The sequence below is a fragment of the Streptomyces sp. NPDC057010 genome (assembly GCF_042673805.1).
GTDB lineage: Bacteria > Actinomycetota > Actinomycetes > Streptomycetales > Streptomycetaceae > Streptomyces.
In genome coordinates this window covers 18,493-35,790 of record NZ_JBHUSC010000013.1, presented here as the reverse complement: position 1 = coordinate 35,790, position 17,298 = coordinate 18,493, and the positions used below count along the sequence as shown (strand labels likewise).

At 67.8% G+C, this 17,298-nt stretch carries 7 protein-coding genes and 1 pseudogene; 3 read left to right on the top strand and 5 right to left on the bottom strand.

Annotated elements, in window-relative coordinates:
* Positions 1 to 102: 102 nt before the first annotated feature.
* Together ACFTXQ_RS15090 and ACFTXQ_RS15085 are read right to left on the bottom strand one after the other, a co-directional pair.
* On the bottom strand, positions 103 to 543 hold the full coding sequence (locus ACFTXQ_RS15090; RefSeq protein WP_382640580.1) for an SUKH-3 domain-containing protein: 441 nt from the start codon (positions 541 to 543) through the stop codon (positions 103 to 105).
* Positions 533 to 7,834: an RHS repeat-associated core domain-containing protein gene (locus ACFTXQ_RS15085; RefSeq protein ID WP_382640577.1), complete on the bottom strand. Its 7,302-nt coding sequence runs from the start codon at positions 7,832 to 7,834 to the stop codon at positions 533 to 535. Before ACFTXQ_RS15085 ends, ACFTXQ_RS15090 begins: the two co-directional genes overlap by 11 nt.
* Before the next feature lie 368 nt (positions 7,835 to 8,202).
* Here ACFTXQ_RS15085 and ACFTXQ_RS15080 point away from each other — a divergent pair, with 368 nt between their 5' ends.
* Complete coding sequence (locus ACFTXQ_RS15080; RefSeq protein ID WP_382640576.1) at positions 8,203 to 12,393, top strand: ricin-type beta-trefoil lectin domain protein; 4,191 nt, start codon at positions 8,203 to 8,205, stop codon at positions 12,391 to 12,393.
* 216 nt (positions 12,394 to 12,609) lie between these two features.
* Here ACFTXQ_RS15080 and ACFTXQ_RS15075 read toward each other — a convergent pair whose 3' ends face one another.
* Positions 12,610 to 13,611 carry a ketopantoate reductase family protein gene (locus tag ACFTXQ_RS15075; protein ID WP_382640573.1) on the bottom strand — a complete coding sequence of 334 codons (1,002 nt, stop codon included), beginning with the start codon at positions 13,609 to 13,611 and terminating at the stop codon, positions 12,610 to 12,612.
* A 44-nt stretch (positions 13,612 to 13,655) separates the two neighbouring features.
* On the opposite strand from ACFTXQ_RS15075, the gene ACFTXQ_RS15070 reads away from it, so the two are divergent.
* A complete protein-coding gene (locus tag ACFTXQ_RS15070) occupies positions 13,656 to 14,498 on the top strand; it encodes an aldo/keto reductase (RefSeq protein WP_382640571.1) in 843 nt (280 codons plus the stop codon).
* Positions 14,499 to 14,530: 32 nt separating this feature from the next.
* On the opposite strand, the gene ACFTXQ_RS15065 is transcribed toward ACFTXQ_RS15070, so the two are convergent.
* Both ACFTXQ_RS15065 and mgt read right to left on the bottom strand, forming a co-directional pair.
* Complete coding sequence (locus ACFTXQ_RS15065) at positions 14,531 to 15,103, bottom strand: DUF1697 domain-containing protein (protein WP_382640568.1); 573 nt, start codon at positions 15,101 to 15,103, stop codon at positions 14,531 to 14,533.
* Positions 15,104 to 15,123: 20 nt separating this feature from the next.
* Positions 15,124 to 16,421 (bottom strand): annotated as a pseudogene (gene mgt, locus ACFTXQ_RS15060) (macrolide-inactivating glycosyltransferase).
* Between mgt and ACFTXQ_RS15055 the strand changes: the two are divergent.
* Positions 16,420 to 17,271 carry an aminoglycoside phosphotransferase family protein gene (locus ACFTXQ_RS15055; RefSeq protein ID WP_382640565.1) on the top strand — a complete coding sequence of 284 codons (852 nt, stop codon included), beginning with the start codon at positions 16,420 to 16,422 and terminating at the stop codon, positions 17,269 to 17,271. The pseudogene mgt and the gene ACFTXQ_RS15055 sit on opposite strands and share 2 nt — an antisense overlap.
* The last annotated feature ends 27 nt before the right edge of the window (positions 17,272 to 17,298 follow it).

Sequence of the window (17,298 nt, the reverse complement as noted above, 5' to 3'; positions counted from 1 at the left end):
AAGCCAGACGACCCGGAAACACGTATCAGCCGACCACTGCTCCCGCGGTGGCGGCCGATACGTAGACATGAATCACGAGAATCACGATGCCGTCAGGCACCCTCAACTGATTCTCTCTGGATTCATCCCGAGCAGAAGCCGTTCGAACGCTTCTGGCACCCTGCCGAAGCTGGCCACCCACGTTTCAATGAGATAGACAATGCCAGCCTCGTCAACACCAAGGAAGAATCGACCTGAATCGAGGTGACCAACAGGGAAGAAGGAAATTCCGAGTTCTTCACCCCACTCAATGAACCGATCCTCCTCCCCTTCGCACAAATCTGGATCAAGTTCGAATGGCTCGCGCGCACACTCAACGCCTGGGCCGGAGAAGACGAACTTCAGACCGCCGAATTCTGTCAGAAACTCCCGTGCAGCATCATGCGCCACAAGTCCTACGGATTCGAATCGGGAAATCCATCCTGCGGTTTCCACCGACCTTCCAGGGACCCAACCCGACGCATATAGCTCCTCCTCCACATCACTCGAAAATCTACTTGTCATCCAACCCTCCGGCCGTCGTGAAGTCCAGATCGAACGCATCTTCAAGCGCAACACAACTATCACACGGGCCGATCCGATTGCCATGCTTGGCATGAGTCAATTGGTTTCGCACCATGACTGCAGCCACTCGCGCGCCCGTCGGGTTGTGCCCGTCATCCAGCGCCGCCGAAAGACAGATGGGAAGCCCGCACTGTCCATGTGACCTCCCCCGTTCAAGGGCGGGCACAGCATCGAGAATCTCTTGGACGACGGGATGAAGTTGAGGCGCCTCTCCGGTCACACTCGGACTGCTGTAAATCCTACCATTTGGCAGCTCCAGAGCCTCCGCTGCGGAGGGGCGAGTCCTTGAGGAGTAGCTCTTATCGTTTGTCGTGGCATCCGCTTCGGCGCGCGCGCTGTCAAGGACCTTTCCATCCTCCCTGGGACTGTCCTTGAATGCGTCGGCCGAACTCTCTGGCTCCGCAGACTTGGGTGCACCCGTACCGGGCCCAGTCGGCGCCACATCCTCGGGGGTGGCGTGCGGGTCCGGCTTGGCCCGAGGGGGTTCCGGGTGTTCGTTCTTGAGGAGGTTCTTGGCTGCGTCGAGGGCTTCCTTAATTCCTCCCGCTGCCCTGAGGAATCGGTAGCCCTTGACCAGAGCCATACCCAGTCCGACACCGTCGACGAGGAGGGAGCCTACGAGGCCTACAATGTATCCACCGCGATAGGCGTCAGAGGATTGGTCTACGTCGAATAGCTCGGCGGTGGGGTGCTCACCCCACAGGTTTGGTACGCGGTCCTCGGGCCCCTCGTAGCCCGTCCAGTCATTCCAGGTCTCGTTGTCACCGTTGTAGATGTTGGTGAGTTCGTTGAAAGCCCAGCCAATTGGATTGAGCACGGGGCCCAGGAATGATGAATTGAGTCCGCCGAAGAGGGCGTCGAGTACGCCGGACACGCTTGCCCCGAAGTCGCTCCAGCTGTAGAGCCCGGACGGGTCGCTCATGTTGACCGGGTCGTTGCCGGCGTAGGCGTAGCCGCCCATCTGGTTGGGGTCGCCGGCTTCGAACACGGGGTCGACTGTCAGGAACCGTCCTAGGGCCGCGTCGTAGTTGCGGGCACCGAGGAGGTTGAGACCGCTCGTGGCGTCGACGGGTTGGCCCAGGTAGCCGCGGTTGTCGGCCCAATTGGGCGGTGCGGTGCCGCGGGGGGCACCGTAGGGATCGAAGGCGCGGCGTGTGACGGTGAGCGTCGCGGCATCGATCTGGAGCTGAGACGTGTTCTGGCGCGTCGTGGGCTGGTAGGTGACCGTGCCGGTCGACGCGCGGGTGATGCGAGTGCCGTCGGGGTTGGTGAAGTGGCGCAGGCCGCTGACGGTTTTCGTGGACTTGGTGAGGCTCAGCTGTTCTGCACCGGAGAAGAGGTACAGGACATCGCTGTCGGGTGATCTCTGAAGGAGGAGAGCGCCGTCTGCGTCGTACAAGTAGTCAGCGGTCTGGGTTCCGCCACCCGGCTTGGGCGTCGTGACGCTCTGGGTGCGGCCCTGGGCGTTGTAAGTGAAGGTCTGCGTCGTCGCCGCCGCTGCGCCAACCTTGGTGTCCCGGCTGGTGGTGTTGCCCGCAGGGTCGTAGTGCGGGGTGAGGGTGGTGGTCCCGTCGGGGCCTGTGGTGGTGATGGATGTGGCGGTGTTGGGCTGGGCGGCAGGGGTGATGCCGTTGCCGGGGTAGACGGTGTCCTGAGTGACGTTCTTCACCGGGTTGCCGCCGGTGTCGTGCTTGACCTGCTGTATGCGGTCGCCCAGCCGGTTGTACGTGAAGGACTGCCAGTACGGGCTGGGCCCACCGACCGTCGACGAGGAAGGCTTGCGGGTGTTGCATCGGGAGAGCTGCCCGGCTGCCGGAGCGGTGAGCCCCTTGGTGTCCGTCCAGGCCTCGGCAAGGCGGTTCTGTCCGTCATAGAGGAAGCACTGGGTGTCGGTGCCGGTGATCGCGCCGTCACTGGACTGAACGGTGCTCGTGCCAGTGAGGTTGCCCGCCTCGTCGTAGGCGTACGTAGTGGCGTCGATCGGAGAGGTGCTGGCCGTCTGCAGACTGGTTGACGTGGTGGCCAGCCGGCCGGTCGCCTCGTCGTATGTCTGCGCTGTACGCAGCTGCTTGCCATAGACGCCGTAGGTGGACTGGATGATCTGGCCGAGCGGGGTGTAGATGGCCTTGTTCAGATACGGCGTAGTGGCGGTACCGGTCTGGGTCAGCTGGCCTTGCAGGTTGTAGCCGTAGCCGATGGTCTCGGCTGGGAGACCGCCGTCAGCGCCATAGGTCGTAGAGGCCAGGAGGCCGACGTCGGGGGTGTACTCAGCGGTTGCCGTGTAGGTGCCGGCGAGCTTGCCTTCCGCGGCCGGGATGACTGTCGTCGTTCCGGCGGGCTGGTAGGCGGTCGTATAGCCGTTGATCTTCTTGGTGTAGGCGCTGCCGTTTGCTCCGCCGACGAACCGCGTGGAGGACGTGGGGTAGCCCTTGGCAAGGGTGTCGTACGTCCACTCGGCCAGCTTCTTGGCCGGGTCGGTGGTGCTCGTGCCCTCGTACTCTCCGGTCTTGCGGCCCAGGCCGTCGTAGGTGTACGAGAGGCTCTTACCCAGGGAGTCCGTGGCAAGGGTCTGGCGGCCGAACAGGTCGTAGGCGTAGGTGCTGCGTCCGGTGTCGGGGTCGGTTTGCGAGGTCTTCTGGCCCAGCAGGTCGTAGGTGTACGTCCACTTGTTGCCGACTGTGTCGCTGATGGAATCGATGTTGCCGGCGGGGGTGTAGGTGTAGGTGGTCGTGGTATCCGCAGTGGTGGCCTTGCCGGCCGTGCCGGTCGTCCAGATGCTGGTGCCCGAGGCGTTGTACATCTGCAGGGTGGCGTCGGCCTTGACCATGGCGTAGGCGCCGGTCGCACCGGCTGTGCCGCTGCCCGAGGACCACAGGACCGCGCCCGTCGTGCTGATGACGGCCAAGCTGCCGTCCGCCCGCACGCTGCCGGTTGCGCCAGGGTTGCCTGCGGTTCCGGAAGACCAGAGCACCTTGTTGTTGGCGATCCCGGTCAGGACGAGGTTGCCGTCTGCCTGCATGTTCAGCCGCACGCTGCGGGAGCTGACACTGGTCCCGGAGAGGATCGCGGTGCCGGCGGTCAGCTTCTGGTCAGCAGTGGTGTCCCGGGTCAGGCTCGACGTCGTCTGGCCGAGGGCGTTGGTGTACGTGGTGGTCGCCTGGCCGCCCTTGGGCGGTGTCGTGGAGGTCTTGTCCGAGCCGTAGTAGGTAGTGCTCGACTGCCAGAGCTGGGCGCCCTTCGACCACTGCTGGGTGGCCGTGGCCCGGCCCAGTCCGTCGTAGACCTGCTTGGTCTGGGACGGGACGGTGTTCTCCGTCTCGATCCACATGGTGGTGCCGGGGTCGGTGGTCGGGTCGGCGTAGGCGGCAATGCTGGATACGGTCCAGCCGTGGCTGTCGTACGCCGTAGAGGCGATCAGGCGACCCGCGGAGTTGTTCGCGGTCGTCGTCTGCTGCTGGCGGACCTGGAGCATGCCGTCGTAGATGGTGACGGACTTGCCGTAGCTTCCGTGCTCGCGGAGGGTCTCGGTGGTCACCGTAGGTGGGTTGGGGTTGTCGCCTGCGGTGTTCACGGCGTAGGTGAACTTCCGGTCCGGTGACTGGGTGGCCCTGTCCCGGCCCGGAGCCCACACCTGAGTGCGTCGGCCGAGCGCGTCGAACGTGCTCTCGGTGATGCGGTTGTTGGCGTCGACGGTCCGCTTCTTCAGACCGCGGGTGGGTGCCAGGTCGGATGTGGAGGTCCAGCCGAATGGCTGGGGGTAGGTCGTCGTGACCTGTGTGGGCAGGGTGTCTGCGGCGGGTGCGTACGTCGTGGTGGTGGCGTTCGACAAGGCGTCGAGCTGCTTGGTGACCCGGCCGTAGCTGTCATAGGTGACGGCCCCGTTGGTCTGGAAGACCGGCTTGCCGGCTCCGTCGTACTTGGTGGCGACTTGGACAGCGGTGGTGTAGCCGCGGGAGTGCGTTTTGCCGTCGGAGGCCCACGCCTGTCCCAGCTTCCCGTGGGTCCCGGGGCTGGTGACAGAGCCATCCCCGTCGTAGAAGAAGCGCTTATGGCTCAGCGTCGTGTTGGGGCCAGGGGTGGTAGTACAGGGGCCGGCTACTGCGATGGTCTCGCTGGGGTAGCTGAGCATCATCGGGTTGTCCGAGGGCGCGGACGCGTAGCTGGCAGTGGTGCAGTTCTCCTGGGCGGGTTGGTCGACGTCGCCCTTCTCATTGATCTGGTAGGGACGGCCGAGGCTGTCGTACGTGGTGATGTTCTTCGTCGTGCGCCACTTGCCGGTGGACAGCAGGTTCGATGAGCGGTTGGTGACCTCGTTGACTCTCCGCGCCGTCAGGTCAGGAAGCGAGGACAGCTTTGCTGGTGCCGGCTCCTTCGACGTCCAGGCAGTGCGCGGGCTGCTTGTCGTCACCGTGGAGGAAAGCGGACCGTTCAGGGTCTTGGACGTGACCGTTCCGCCGGCCTTGGTGTAGACCTGGGTCTCCAGCAAGGAGCCTGCAAGCCAGCTGTCGTCCGGCGTGGACTCCCCCAGGGAGTTCGCCACGGAGACCGAACGCTTGGTGCCGTCCGCCTTGTAATCACCGTCCATGCCCTGCAGGTACGTCGACACCGTCTGCATGACGGGATCGGGTGCCACACCCGAGGTCGTGGTGACGGTGCGGTATCCCCGGAAGCTGTTCCAAGTCCGGTACTGGTCGTCGGTAAGCTCCGAGTCGTCGCGGTGCCAGGCCGCGCCGCCCCCGTATGCGGACTTGGTGACCTTGGAGGGGGAGCCCGCCTTGGTGAGGTCGCTGCTCACGACCTCGCTGACCAGCGTCTTGACGAACCAGTCTTCGAGGGGCGTGGCTGCGCCCGGGGGGTACCAGTACGCCGGGTAGCAGGCCATGGTGTTCGTGTCTGGCGAGACTGGCATGGTGCCCTTGACCCGCGAGCACTCAGGGTCCTGGTACTTGACGGAGATGGACTCGCCCATCTCCGTCCGAATGCTTGAGATCCGAGGGTGATACAGCGGTGGCGCTCCGGGGGTGAGCCCGTCGACGCGGTTGTCCATCTCGATGCCGGTGAACGTCACCGGCTCCAGAGTGATCGCCCCGGCGCCCCCTGCGGTGGTGTCGAGTCCGGTGTGCTGGATGGAGGACAGCCACATGATGGACTGCAGGAGTCCGGCGTTCTTCGGGTCGACCGACTTGCCGGTGACGGGGTCGATAACTCCGCCGGCGTCGGAGAAGACATGGGTCAGGGTGTACCGGTCGACGTCCTGCCAGCGCGTCCCGATCTTGACCTGGGTGGTGATGTCCTTGAGGCGGTACGTGGACCAGAATGTGGGTGAGCCGATCTTGCAGACGTCGTCGCCCTCACCCTTTGTCTGGTAGGTGGATGGGCAGTTGAGGTCATACGGAACGTCGGGCCAGTTGCTCGCCGTGTCCGACTTCAGGTTGTCGGGCTGGCAGACGGCATCGGAGGTCGTACACCGCTGCTTGGTGTCGAAGTTGATCCGCGCTGCCGGGTCCTTGCCCGCGGCAGCGTCGGCGAGCTTGTAGCCGTAGGAGATGCGGGTGAGGTAGCCCGAGCGGGTGTACTGGGTCAGAGTGCCGCCTTCACCGTCCTTGGCGACCTGCCCGTACCCCATGTTGTAGTAATTCGTCTCGGTGGCGTAGTCGTACCGCTGGACGTTGCCGCTCGGGTCCACGACGAAGTCGAGGTTGAATCGGTAGCCGAGCTGCTTGTCACACTGGGACGCATCACCCTTGGCCGAGCTGTAGCAGGGGTCGCCGGAGTTCGGGTGGTAGACGGGAAGGCCCCAGGCACTGTTGGTCGCGGCGTCGGAAGATGTACCGGGAGTGTGATTGAGGCCCAGGTAGTAGGCCGTGCCATCGGTCGTGGTGACCTTGAAGTGCTCGCCTTCCCACAGCCCGTTCGTGGCACCGGTCAACCGCTCGATCTTCGTGCCGTCGTCGGACTCCAGGTGGTAGACACCGTCACTGGCCCGCACCAGCTGCCCGGTGTGCGAGCCGAGCGAGAGGGTGGCGTTGAAGCCGCCCCAGCACCGGTCAGCTGAATCCTCGATCCCGGCCTGCTTGCACGGCTTGTACGAGCGTTCAATGAAGCCCGGGGAGTACCCCCAGCCGTCACCGATCCACGAGGACTGCGAGTTGCGCGCCGACGTCTTGCCGTCAATGGACTGCGAGTCGTAACCGAGGGCCACCGAGGGCCCCTTACCACCGAGCGACGGCGGGACCGCGATCGGGTAGCTGTACGTGAAGGACCCTGAGGCGGACTGGGTCCACGCCCCGGAGGTGGACAGCGAGGTCGCCGCAAAGTCACCCTGTGAGCCGCCCGAGTCCGATACCGCCGCGACGACGGTCGACTGGGTCGCCGCCGACGCGGCCATCAGCGGGGTCGCCGCACCGGACAGGGCCGCGTCCTTGAACTTGGGCGCGCTGCTGGGCATGTCGACGTTGGCGGTGAGCCGCTGGGTCGTCGGGTCGTTGACCGTCTGCAAGGGGGTCTGAACCCGGCAGGCGGCAACCGAAGGGGTGGTGAGTGCACAGCCGGGCATGGACACGAGGTGCAGCCGGGATGCCCACCCGCCGCCATAGGCGTTCGCCAGCGCGCTGTAATCGAGGCCTACGGACAGCTGGCCTCCGGTGGCTTTCCCGTCGGAAGACGCCACACCGACAAGCAGGCCGTTGACGTTCGCCGATGCAGCCTGCTGCCGACTCGCCGTCTGCACCCGCACCGCGGCCGGGCCGTCGGCTGCCGGAGCGTTCTGCACGTTAGCGGTGGACCGCGCCGAGCTCGGAGGCACGCCAGGGGTGGCCCGCGCTATCCATACCGGCGACTTCCCGGCTCGTAGCGGCGTGGCCGGCGAGATGGCAGCACTGTCCGAGAGGAGCCCGGCGCCGGATGCCGCCTTGGCGGTCTGACCAACTGTGACGGTTTCCGTGCCCGCCGTCGGCCACTTGGGGGCCTTGGGGACGTGGGCACGCAGCTCACGCGCCCCCTGCGGCGTACGCGGAGCCGGCGGCTTCGGGGAGCCCTTGGCCGGATGCCCCTTCACCACAGGCATATCGGGGAGTTCCCCATCCGCCCATGATTTGCCCGTGTACTTGTACCCGACGATCACGTCGGCATTGGCCAGCGGCACGACGAGCGAAATTGCTGCCGTCATCACCGTGACGAGCAGGGCCCGACGTCTCCAGCCTCTAACAGGCATGCCGACAGATCTGCGCATTGATGAACGCACCTTGACAGTCCCCACCCCAAGTGCGCGGCCCGCAAGGGCCGAGAGAAACAGGGGTGTGACCAGCACACCCAAAGATCAACGGCACCGTATTGCCACAACAGTGCTAACCGCAATAGCCTCTTCGCGAATCAGCCCCAACCTTTAGGCGCATGTGTCCCAATAACACCCAGTCGAGGCTGGCTGATTCGACTCAGAAAAACCGGAATGGAAGATTCGACTATGGTCAACATAGCGAATCTTTGACCATTTCCGGTCGCACATTGGCTGGATAAAGACATCCAGCAGGAGCGCCATGTGGGGGGATACCACGTATGCAAAACCGTAGAATTTGGGGCATCAGACGGGCCACCGTCCTGATGACCGCCCTCGGTCTGCTTTCCGGAGCACCGGGACCCGCACTCGCCGACGCGCGACCTACAGCGCCGCCCATCACCTCCGCCACGCCTGCCGAACCACCCGCCGGTTCGATCCCGTACGCCGTCCAGCACGCAAAGGCGGAAGGGAAGCCGGTTGCGGTCACCACATTGACCACACCGACCGGCGAGACCGTCGCCAATCCGGACGGCTCGCTGAGCACTACCACCCATCTCAAGCCCGTACGTGTCCTGAAGTCCGGCAAGTGGAGCGCTGTCGACGCCACACTGAAACGGAACCCCGAGGGCACCTACAGCCCGCTCGCGACACCCTCGAGCGTGACCTTGTCCGGCGGCGGTACGGGACTGCTCGCGACACTGGAGCACAGCAAGGGGCGTCGCCTTGAGCTGTCCTTCCCCGTTGCACTGCCCGCCCCCAAGGTCACCGGCAACAGCGCCCTGTATCCGGACGTCTTCCCCGGAGTGGACCTTCAGGCCTCCGTCAACGACCAGGGCGCCTTCAGCGAAGTACTGATCGTCCGCAACGCGGAGGCCGCGGCCAACCCGGCCCTGCGCAGCCTGCGGCTGGCGACCAAGGCCGACGGCCTGACCCTGGGCAGCGACCCCGCGGGCAATTTCCAGGCCACCACCTCCGACGGAGCAGCGGCGTACACCAGCGCCACGCCGCTCATGTGGGACTCCAGCACAGCCGTCGGCCGGGAGGCCGCCTCCCTCAAGAACACAGCGGTCAACCGCAGCGCATCCGCCGACGACAACGCAGGCCCCTCAGCCCCGGGCGAGCCGGATGCACAGTCATCCGCCGCCAGGCCCGGCACCGGCGCTCAGGTCAAGCCGATCGGCATCTCGATGCAGCCCAACGCTGTGACGCTCACGCCCGACCAGGAACTGCTCACCGGCTCGAAGACGACCTATCCCGTTTACATCGACCCCGTCGTCAATCCGGTGACGTCGGCAACGGGCCACTTCGTCGTCGCCCAGGAGGGCTGCCCGAGCGCAACCACCTACGACACGGCACAGGACTACGGCGAAGGTGTCGGCTACCAGCAGTACACCTCCAACTGCTTTGGCCTGCAGGAGTCCTTCTTCGAGATCAACACCAGTGCGCTGACACCCCAGATGGTGATCCAGAAGTCGACCCTGAACCTGACCGCGACCTACGGGGCCGACCACGGATGCTCCAACACGTGGCCCATCACGGTAAAGCACGTTGGCGGCATAAACAGCGGAACGAACTGGAGCCACCGCCCTGGCGTCAACTCGACGGTGGGCACCCAGCAGATCTCCAGCGCCTACTTCGACTGCGGCTTCAAGTACGCCAGCTTCGACGTCACCGATCACATGCGGCAAGTCGCCTCACTGGACGGGGACACATGGACGTTCGGGCTCTACGGCAAGAGCAACAAGGACCGGTCGAACCTCGGCTTCATGCGGTTCAGCACCAACCCCTACATCACCACGGTCTTCGACATCCCGCCGGCCGCCCCGGACTCGGTCAGCACGACACCAGACTCCGCGAACCCCACCGGCGCCGCCTGCAACGGCGGTACCGCGGGCTGGATCGGCCGGACCTCCACGACCGGGGGAACGAGCAACATCTCGCTCAATGCCCGCCTGACGACTCCGATGGAGGGCGTGAACCTCCAGGCCGTCTACCAGGTCTGGGACAACATGAAGAACAACGGCGTCGGCGGTCCCGCCACCGTGTCCCAGCCCAGAAGCCCGTACGTGGCATCGGGGACGACGGCTCGGACCAATGTGGGCTTTGCCGTGGCAGACGGGCACCACTACGGCTGGGGTGTGAAAGCCTTCGACGGCACGCTGGAGGGACCCTGGGTCTCGGAATGCAACTTCAAAGTGGACCTGACACCCCCCACCGCCACCGCGTTCGGCGACTCCAAGGCATTCCCTCCCCTCGCCAGCGGCCGTACTCCCACCGCTCACGCCGGCGACACGGGGATCACCATCCCCGTCTCCAGCAAGGACGTCGTTCCCACCGGCTGTGAGCTCACCGCCTGCATCAAGAGCGACATCCGCCGCTTCGAGTACTCCCTCGACATGCCCATTCCGGCGAACGGGGCCCAGTCGGTCAGCACCACACCCGATGCGAACGGCATGGCTACCGCCAGCATCCCGATCAATCTCACTGCCCAGCAGTGGGGCACCCACACCCTCTACGTCCAGGCCGTGGACGGAGCCAACAACGCCGGCACCGCCAGTTACAGCTTCTACGCCCCGTGGAACCCGGCGGCGCCGGTCACCGCGGGGGACCTGACCGGCGACGGGATCCCGGACATCCTCAGGCCCGACCGGAGCGGTAGCGGAAGCCTGCTGCTCATACCCGGCAACACCGATGTGTCAGCACCTGCGATCACTTCTTCGATTGCAGCCCAGAGCCCCGACAAGACGGGCTGGGACAACTACCTCATCACCCACCGGGGAAGCCTCAGCCAGTCCGGCGTGGACGACATCTTCGCCTACAACAAAACCACTCGCCGCATGTACGCGTACGGCAACGATGCTTCTGCCAACGGGGCTCCGGGGCGCTTCAGCCTCACCGAGAGCATCATGCCCATCGCCACCAAGCCCTCCTGCAATGCGGCAGCCCAGTGCACGGGCTACGTCTCCGACTGGTCCAAGGTCACGCAGATTCTGGCCCCGGGAGGCTTCGACAACCCAGGCGGGCTCGCCGATCTGATCACCGTCGAGGACAACCGCCTCTGGTACTACCCCGGAGCCTCACTCGGCAGCACCCACCTCGGTCAGGGCATGCTGCTCGGCTCGGGCGACTGGTCCCGCACCACCCTCATCGCCCCGGGCAAGGTCGGTGGAACTCCCACCCTGTGGGCGCGAGACGAGATCACGGGCCGCGTGCACAGCTACGCGCTGGCCTTCAATGCCAATGGCGTCCCCGCCAACGTGCTGACACCGCCATCGGCCCAGGCTCCGGCTTCCGCCATCACTATCATCGATCCCAAGCTCTTCCCGCAGGTCGGATCGTACGGGGATCTCAACGGAGACGGTCGGGCGGACATCTGGGCGATCGACACCAACCAGCTGCTTGTGGCCTTCACCGGCACGAGCACGGGCTTCGCGCCCAAACCAATCTCCCTGGGCAACCTCAACAAGCCTACGGCCCAGTGGAAGCTGACCAATCAGAACGGCAGTACGACGCCCAGCGCTGTCGGCAACTATCCGGCGACCGCGGCCGGAATCACTTGGCCCACCGGCTCCATCGAAAGCCGTAACACCCCCTACGCCGCCTTCGCCGGCGCGCAGTCGACCATCACGACGGCCGGCCCGGTCATCGACACCCGCAAGAGCTTCACCATCACCACTTGGGCCAAGCCCGGCACCAAGACCAGCATCATCGCCAGCCAGGACACCACCCGCAGCAGCTCCTTCATCCTCTACGCGGATGTCAGTACTGGTCAGTGGATTTTCGCCCTGGCCAACGCCGACTCCGACGGCTGGCCCTTCGATTTCACCCACGCCACCAACGAAGCGGCCCGTTTCACGCCCAACTCCTGGTCCCGCCTGACAGCTGCCTACAACGCGGACAGCGGTCTCATGAACCTCTACGTCAACGGCATCCTCGCAGGCAGTGCCCATCACCAGGCTGCCACCAGCCCCGCCCCCAGCGGCCCGCTGGTCCTCGGCCGCTTCAAACTCAACGGGGCGCCTTGGGACAGCCTCGAGGGCGGCGTCAGCAACTTCGCCACCTACCCTTACGCCGCCGCCCCCGCCGCCGGAACCACGAGCCCGATCACTCTGACCGCCTCAGCTGGCAACTGCATCGACAACGAGCGCAGCAGCACCGCAGACGGCAGCAAGATCGAGATCTGGACCTGCGGCGGTGGCGACAACCAGAACTTCGAGGTAAAGGGGGACGGGACCCTCCGCGTCCAAGGCAAATGCCTCGATGCCACCGGTGCGGGCACAGCAGCCGGCACCCTGCTTGAGCTGTGGACCTGCAACGGCGGGGGCAACCAGCAATTCCTCCCCCGTGCGGACGGCTCGATCTACAACCCGGCCTCCGGCCGCTGCGTCGACCTCGACCACGCGTACACCACACCAGGCATCCAGCTCTGGCTCTGGGACTGCAACGGGACAGACGCCCAACGCTGGACCATCCCGGCCCTGGCCACGGTAACCCTGCCTACTCCGACCCCATAACAACATCTCCACGTGCCCAGACGGCCGCTTCCCGAACCGGGGGAGGCGGCCGTCGCCACACTCCTGTCGGCAACTGACCGAGAAACCGGATATCCATGACACAGACACGGGATGCAGGGTGTCAACGTCCGAGTGAACGGGCTTCGGTACGGCGTTGCGGTCGAAAGCGACTGCTCGCGCAGCGGCCCGGGGAGGGTGTGCGGGGGGAGGCGCCGGCTACGCGCGGGCGGCGGCTTCGTCCGCGAGGGCGGTCAGGTCCTCGATGGACATCGCGCCCGGGGGCAGGCCCTCGCGGGCGAAGATGTTCGCGGCGTGCCGCAGGACGTCGTTGACCGGGGTCGGGACGCCGTGCAGGCGGCCCAGCAGGGAGATCTCCCCGTTGAGGTAGTCCGCCTCGACCGAGCCCGTGCCGCGGGCCAGGCTCTGCCAGGAGGAGCCGCCGCGGATGCCCGGCGGCTGGTTCACCTTGCCGTCGCGCGCGGCGGACTGCTCGGCCTCCGAGGCGTAGGCGATGCCCGCCGCCGCGAAGGCCGCCTTCGCCTCGGCGACGGCCCGGCCCAGCAGTGCCGACTTCGCGGCGGCCGGCTCGGGGCCCGTCGTCGCCTGGATCGCGTTGCCCAGGTTCCCCAGCAGCTTCGCGTACTTCCACCGCATCACGTCCCCGACCACCGGCGCCTCGAACCCGGCCTTGTCCAGGTCCGCCGCGACCGCCCGGGCCTGCGCGTCCGTGCCGCCGGCCGCCGGCCCCAGGTGCAGGATGCCGGTCAGGGGCGTGCACAGCGCGGAGACCACGCCCGGCTCCAGGAAGGTGGCGGGCAGCCATACGCACACCCCGTACACCCGCGCGAAGCGCCGTAGCGCCAGCCGCTCGCTCTCCACGCCGTTCTGCGCGCACAGCACCGGCAGCCGCTGCGCCGCCGTCCCGCCTCCCGCGACCTCCGCGTCGCCCCACCCGTCGAGCGCGGCGATCGCGTCCTGGGTCTTCACGGTCAGCAGCAGGACGTCGTCCGGCCGCAGTTCGCCCAGTTCGTCCGGTCCCGTGACCACGGGCAGCCGGTGCACGCGCTCCCCGTCCGCCGTCGTGAGCCGCAGCCCGCCGGCCCGCAGGGCCTCCGCGTGCGCGCCGCGCGCGACGAGGACGACCTCGCCGCCCGCCTCCGCGAGCCGTCCGCCGATGGTGGCGCCGACCGCGCCCGCGCCGATGATGATGTACCGCATGCCATGAGCCTGGCACACCCGCCGCCCTGCGTTACGGTCGGGGCATGGCGGAACACATATTCAACCTGGGTGGGGATCTCCCCGTACGACGCCTCGGGTTCGGCACGGGCGGCCTCGTCGGCCCCGGCTACTGGGGTCCGCGCGGCGGCCGCGCCGAGGCCCGGGAGCTGCTGCGGGCGGCGGTGGAGCGCGGGGTCACCCTCATCGACACGGCCGACAACTACGGCCCCGACCTGGCGGAGGAGCTGATCGCCGACGCCCTGCACCCGTACGGGGAGCAGCTGGTCGTCGCCACCAAGGGCGGGGTGGTGCGCACCGGCCCCGATCAGTGGCACGTGGCGGGCCGCCCGGAGCAGCTGCGGGAGATGTGCGAGGCGAGCCTGCGGCGGCTGCGGGTGGAGCGCATCGACCTGTACCAGCTGCACCGCTTCGACCCCTCGGTCCCGATGGCCGAACAGCTGGGCGCGCTCGCCGAGTTGCGGGCCGAGGGCAAGATCCGGCACATCGGGCTGGACACCGTCACCGCGGAGCAGCTGCGGCGGGCGCTGGAGTGCGTTCCGATCGCCTCGGTCCAGAACGCGTACAACCTGCTGGAGCGCGGCTCGGCGGAGGTGCTCGCGCTGTGCGAGGAGCGCGGGATCGCCTTCCTCCCGTACTACCCGCTGGGCAGCGGTTCCCTGACCCGCGAGAGCGCGGCCGCGCTCACCGCGGTGGCGGCGGCGCACGGCGCGGGGACGGGCCAGATCGCGCTGGCGTGGCTGCTGCACCACTCCCCCGTCCTGTGCCCGACGCCCGGCACCGGTTCCCCGGCGCATCTGGCGCAGAACCTGGAAGCGGCGACGGTCCACCTGTCGCCGCGCGAACTGGCGGTGCTGGACTCGCTGTAGGTTCTCGCTGTAGGTCCTCGCTGTAGGTCCGATCAGCCGGGCGTCGCCGTCAGTTCGACGAGCTTGGCGACGGTGTTCCAGTTGCGGGTGGTCGCGTCGATGCCCTTGACGACGGCCGGCCTGGCGAGGGTCTCGGCCAGTTTGGAGCGGCCCAGGCCGTCGGGCGCGTAGAGGTAGAGGACGCGGTCGCCGAGCCGGTACTCCTCCGGGAGGTACGCGGCCCGGTCGATCGCGGCGAAGCGCTCCTCGCCGGGCTGTTCGGAGAAGAAGGTGGCGTGGAGCTGCTTGCCCTCCAGCTCGGCGGCCGGGAAGGGACAGGCCTCGGCGACGGCGCGCAGATACGCGCCGTCGACGACCAGGCACGACACCCGGAAGCCGAAGTGGGCCTCGATGGCCTTCTCCAGCTCCCGGGCGAGGGCGGCCGGGTCCTTGCCCGTACTGCTGAAGACGGCGTTGCCGCTCTGCAGGTACGTCCGCACGTCGCCGTGCCCGAGCCCCTCCAGCACGGAGCGCAGCTCCGCCATCGGGACCTTCCTGCTGCCGCCGACGTTGATGCCGCGCAGCAGCGCCGCGTAGGTCTTCCTGGTGTCCGCCGTCTTGGTCATGGGGGAAGCCTAGGGACCGGCTATGACAGTTCCGCCTCGATCAGGTCGGCGGCCTGGCGCGTGCCCCCCTCGGCGGCGGTCTGCGCGCGCACGGCCTCGCAGCGGGCCGCGACCTCGGGGTCGGAGACCAGGGCGAGGACCGCCTCCCGGAGGGTCGTGGCGTCCGCGTCCGCCATGGGGACGTGCCGGGCCACGCCGAGCGCGGCCAGCATGTCGGCGTTGCCGAACTGGTCGACGGCCTGCGGGACGGCGACCATCGGGGTGCCGGTGGCGAGGCCCTCCTGGCTGCCTCCGGCGCCCGCGTGGGTGATGAAGGCGTCGGCCTGGCGCAGGACGTCCAGCTGGGGAACCCAGCGGTGGACCTCGACGTTGGCGGGGATCTCGCCCAGTTCGGCCTCCTCGGTGAACTTGCCGATCTGCAGGACGACGTACCAGTCGGGCAGGTCCCCGAAGGCCTCGACGCAGGCGCGGTAGAAGGCGGGCTGCTTGGTGAAGGCCGAACCGAGCGAGACCAGCAGCACCTTGCGGCCCTCTGCGGCCGCCGGCCTCTGCCAGGTGCCCTCGGTCGCGGTGCGGTCGCCCTGGCAGGCTCCGACGAAGGTGTACGCGGTCGGGTCGACGCGGTCGGCGTGCGGCTGGAGCGCCCGGGGGATCAGGACGAGGCTGCGGCGCGGGCATCCCTGGAAGCGGTCGACGTCGCCGTCGAGGCCGTTGCCGGTGAGCCAGGCGGCGAACCGGGCGTAGTACGCCCGCCCGCGCTCGGAGGCCTTCAGTTCGGCGAACATCGGCCCGGCCACCTCCTCCTCGTACCCCTCCCAGGCGACCAGGTTCGGGGAGAGGGATACGGCGGGGACGCCCCAGCGGTGGGCGAGGACGGGCGCCGGATAGGAGGTGATGTCGTGGATGACGAGGTCCGGCTCGTCGCCCTCGAAGGCGGCCGCGAGCTGTGGGAGGACCTGGACGGCGTCGTTCAGGAACGGCTCCAGGTTGTCGATGAGCTCGGTGCCCCAGGCCTCCGGGTCGTCGTCCTCGGTGGGGAGGGTGGAGCGGTAGACCACCGGCGTGGCGCCGGTCTCGGCGATCTTCTCGGCGAAGGACGCGGGGATGGCGTAGCTGACGCGGTGGCCCCGGGCGACGAGTTCCCGGACCACTTCGATGCTCGGGTTCACGTGCCCGTGGGCGGCGATGGAGAACATGGCGATGTGTGCGGGCTTGGCTGAGGTCATGTGCCGAGCGTAACGAGACGATACGTCTCGTGCAATTTCTTTTTGGGAGACTGGGCGAATTCACGACGATCCGGATCCGGAGAACGACACATGGACGAGGCGCGGGCCAGGGACGTACTGGCGGCCGCCGGCCTGGGCGGCGGCGCGGCGCTGCTGGCCCTGGGCGAGAACGCGGTCTTCGCCGTCGGCGAGCTGGTGGTGAAGGTGGGCCGGGAGGCGGCGCTGCTGGAGCGGGCCGAGCGGGAGCTCGCGGTGGCGGGCTGGTTCGCCGGGTCCGGGGTCCCCGCGGTCCGCGCGGCCGAACCGGAGCCGCGGCTGGTGGAGGGGCACCCGGTGACGCTGTGGCACCGGCTCCCGGACGCGGTCCGGCCCGCCGGCCCGGAGGACCTGGCGGTGCTGCTCCGCACGGTCCACGCCCTGCCCGCACCGCCGTTCGCGCTGCCGGCGCGGGACCTGCGGGGCGGGGTGGAGCGCTGGCTGCGGCTGGCCGGGGACGCCGTGGACCCGGCGGACGCGGCGTACCTGCGGGCCCGGCGCGACGCCTACGCCGGCGAGGTGGCGGCCCTGACCCCGCACCTGCCGCCGGGCACCGTGCACGGGGACGCGCTGCCGCGCAACGTCCACGTGGGCCCGGACGGGCCGGTCCTGGTGGACCTGGAGACCGTATCGGCGGACCTGCGCGAGCACGACCTGGTGGTGATGGCCCTCTCCCGCGACCGGTACGGCCTGCCGGCCGAGGCGTACGAGGCGTTCACGGCCGCCTACGGGTGGGACGTGCGCGACTGGGAGGGCTGCGCGGTCCTGCGCGGCGCCCGCGAGACGGCCAGTTGCGCCTGGGTCGCCCAGCACGCCCCGGCCAACCCGAAGGCACTCACCGAATTCCGCCGCCGCGTCGCCTCCCTCCGCGACGGCGACCGCGAAACGCGCTGGCACCCCTTCTAGGGGCGGGGCGATCCGGAACCGGCGGGG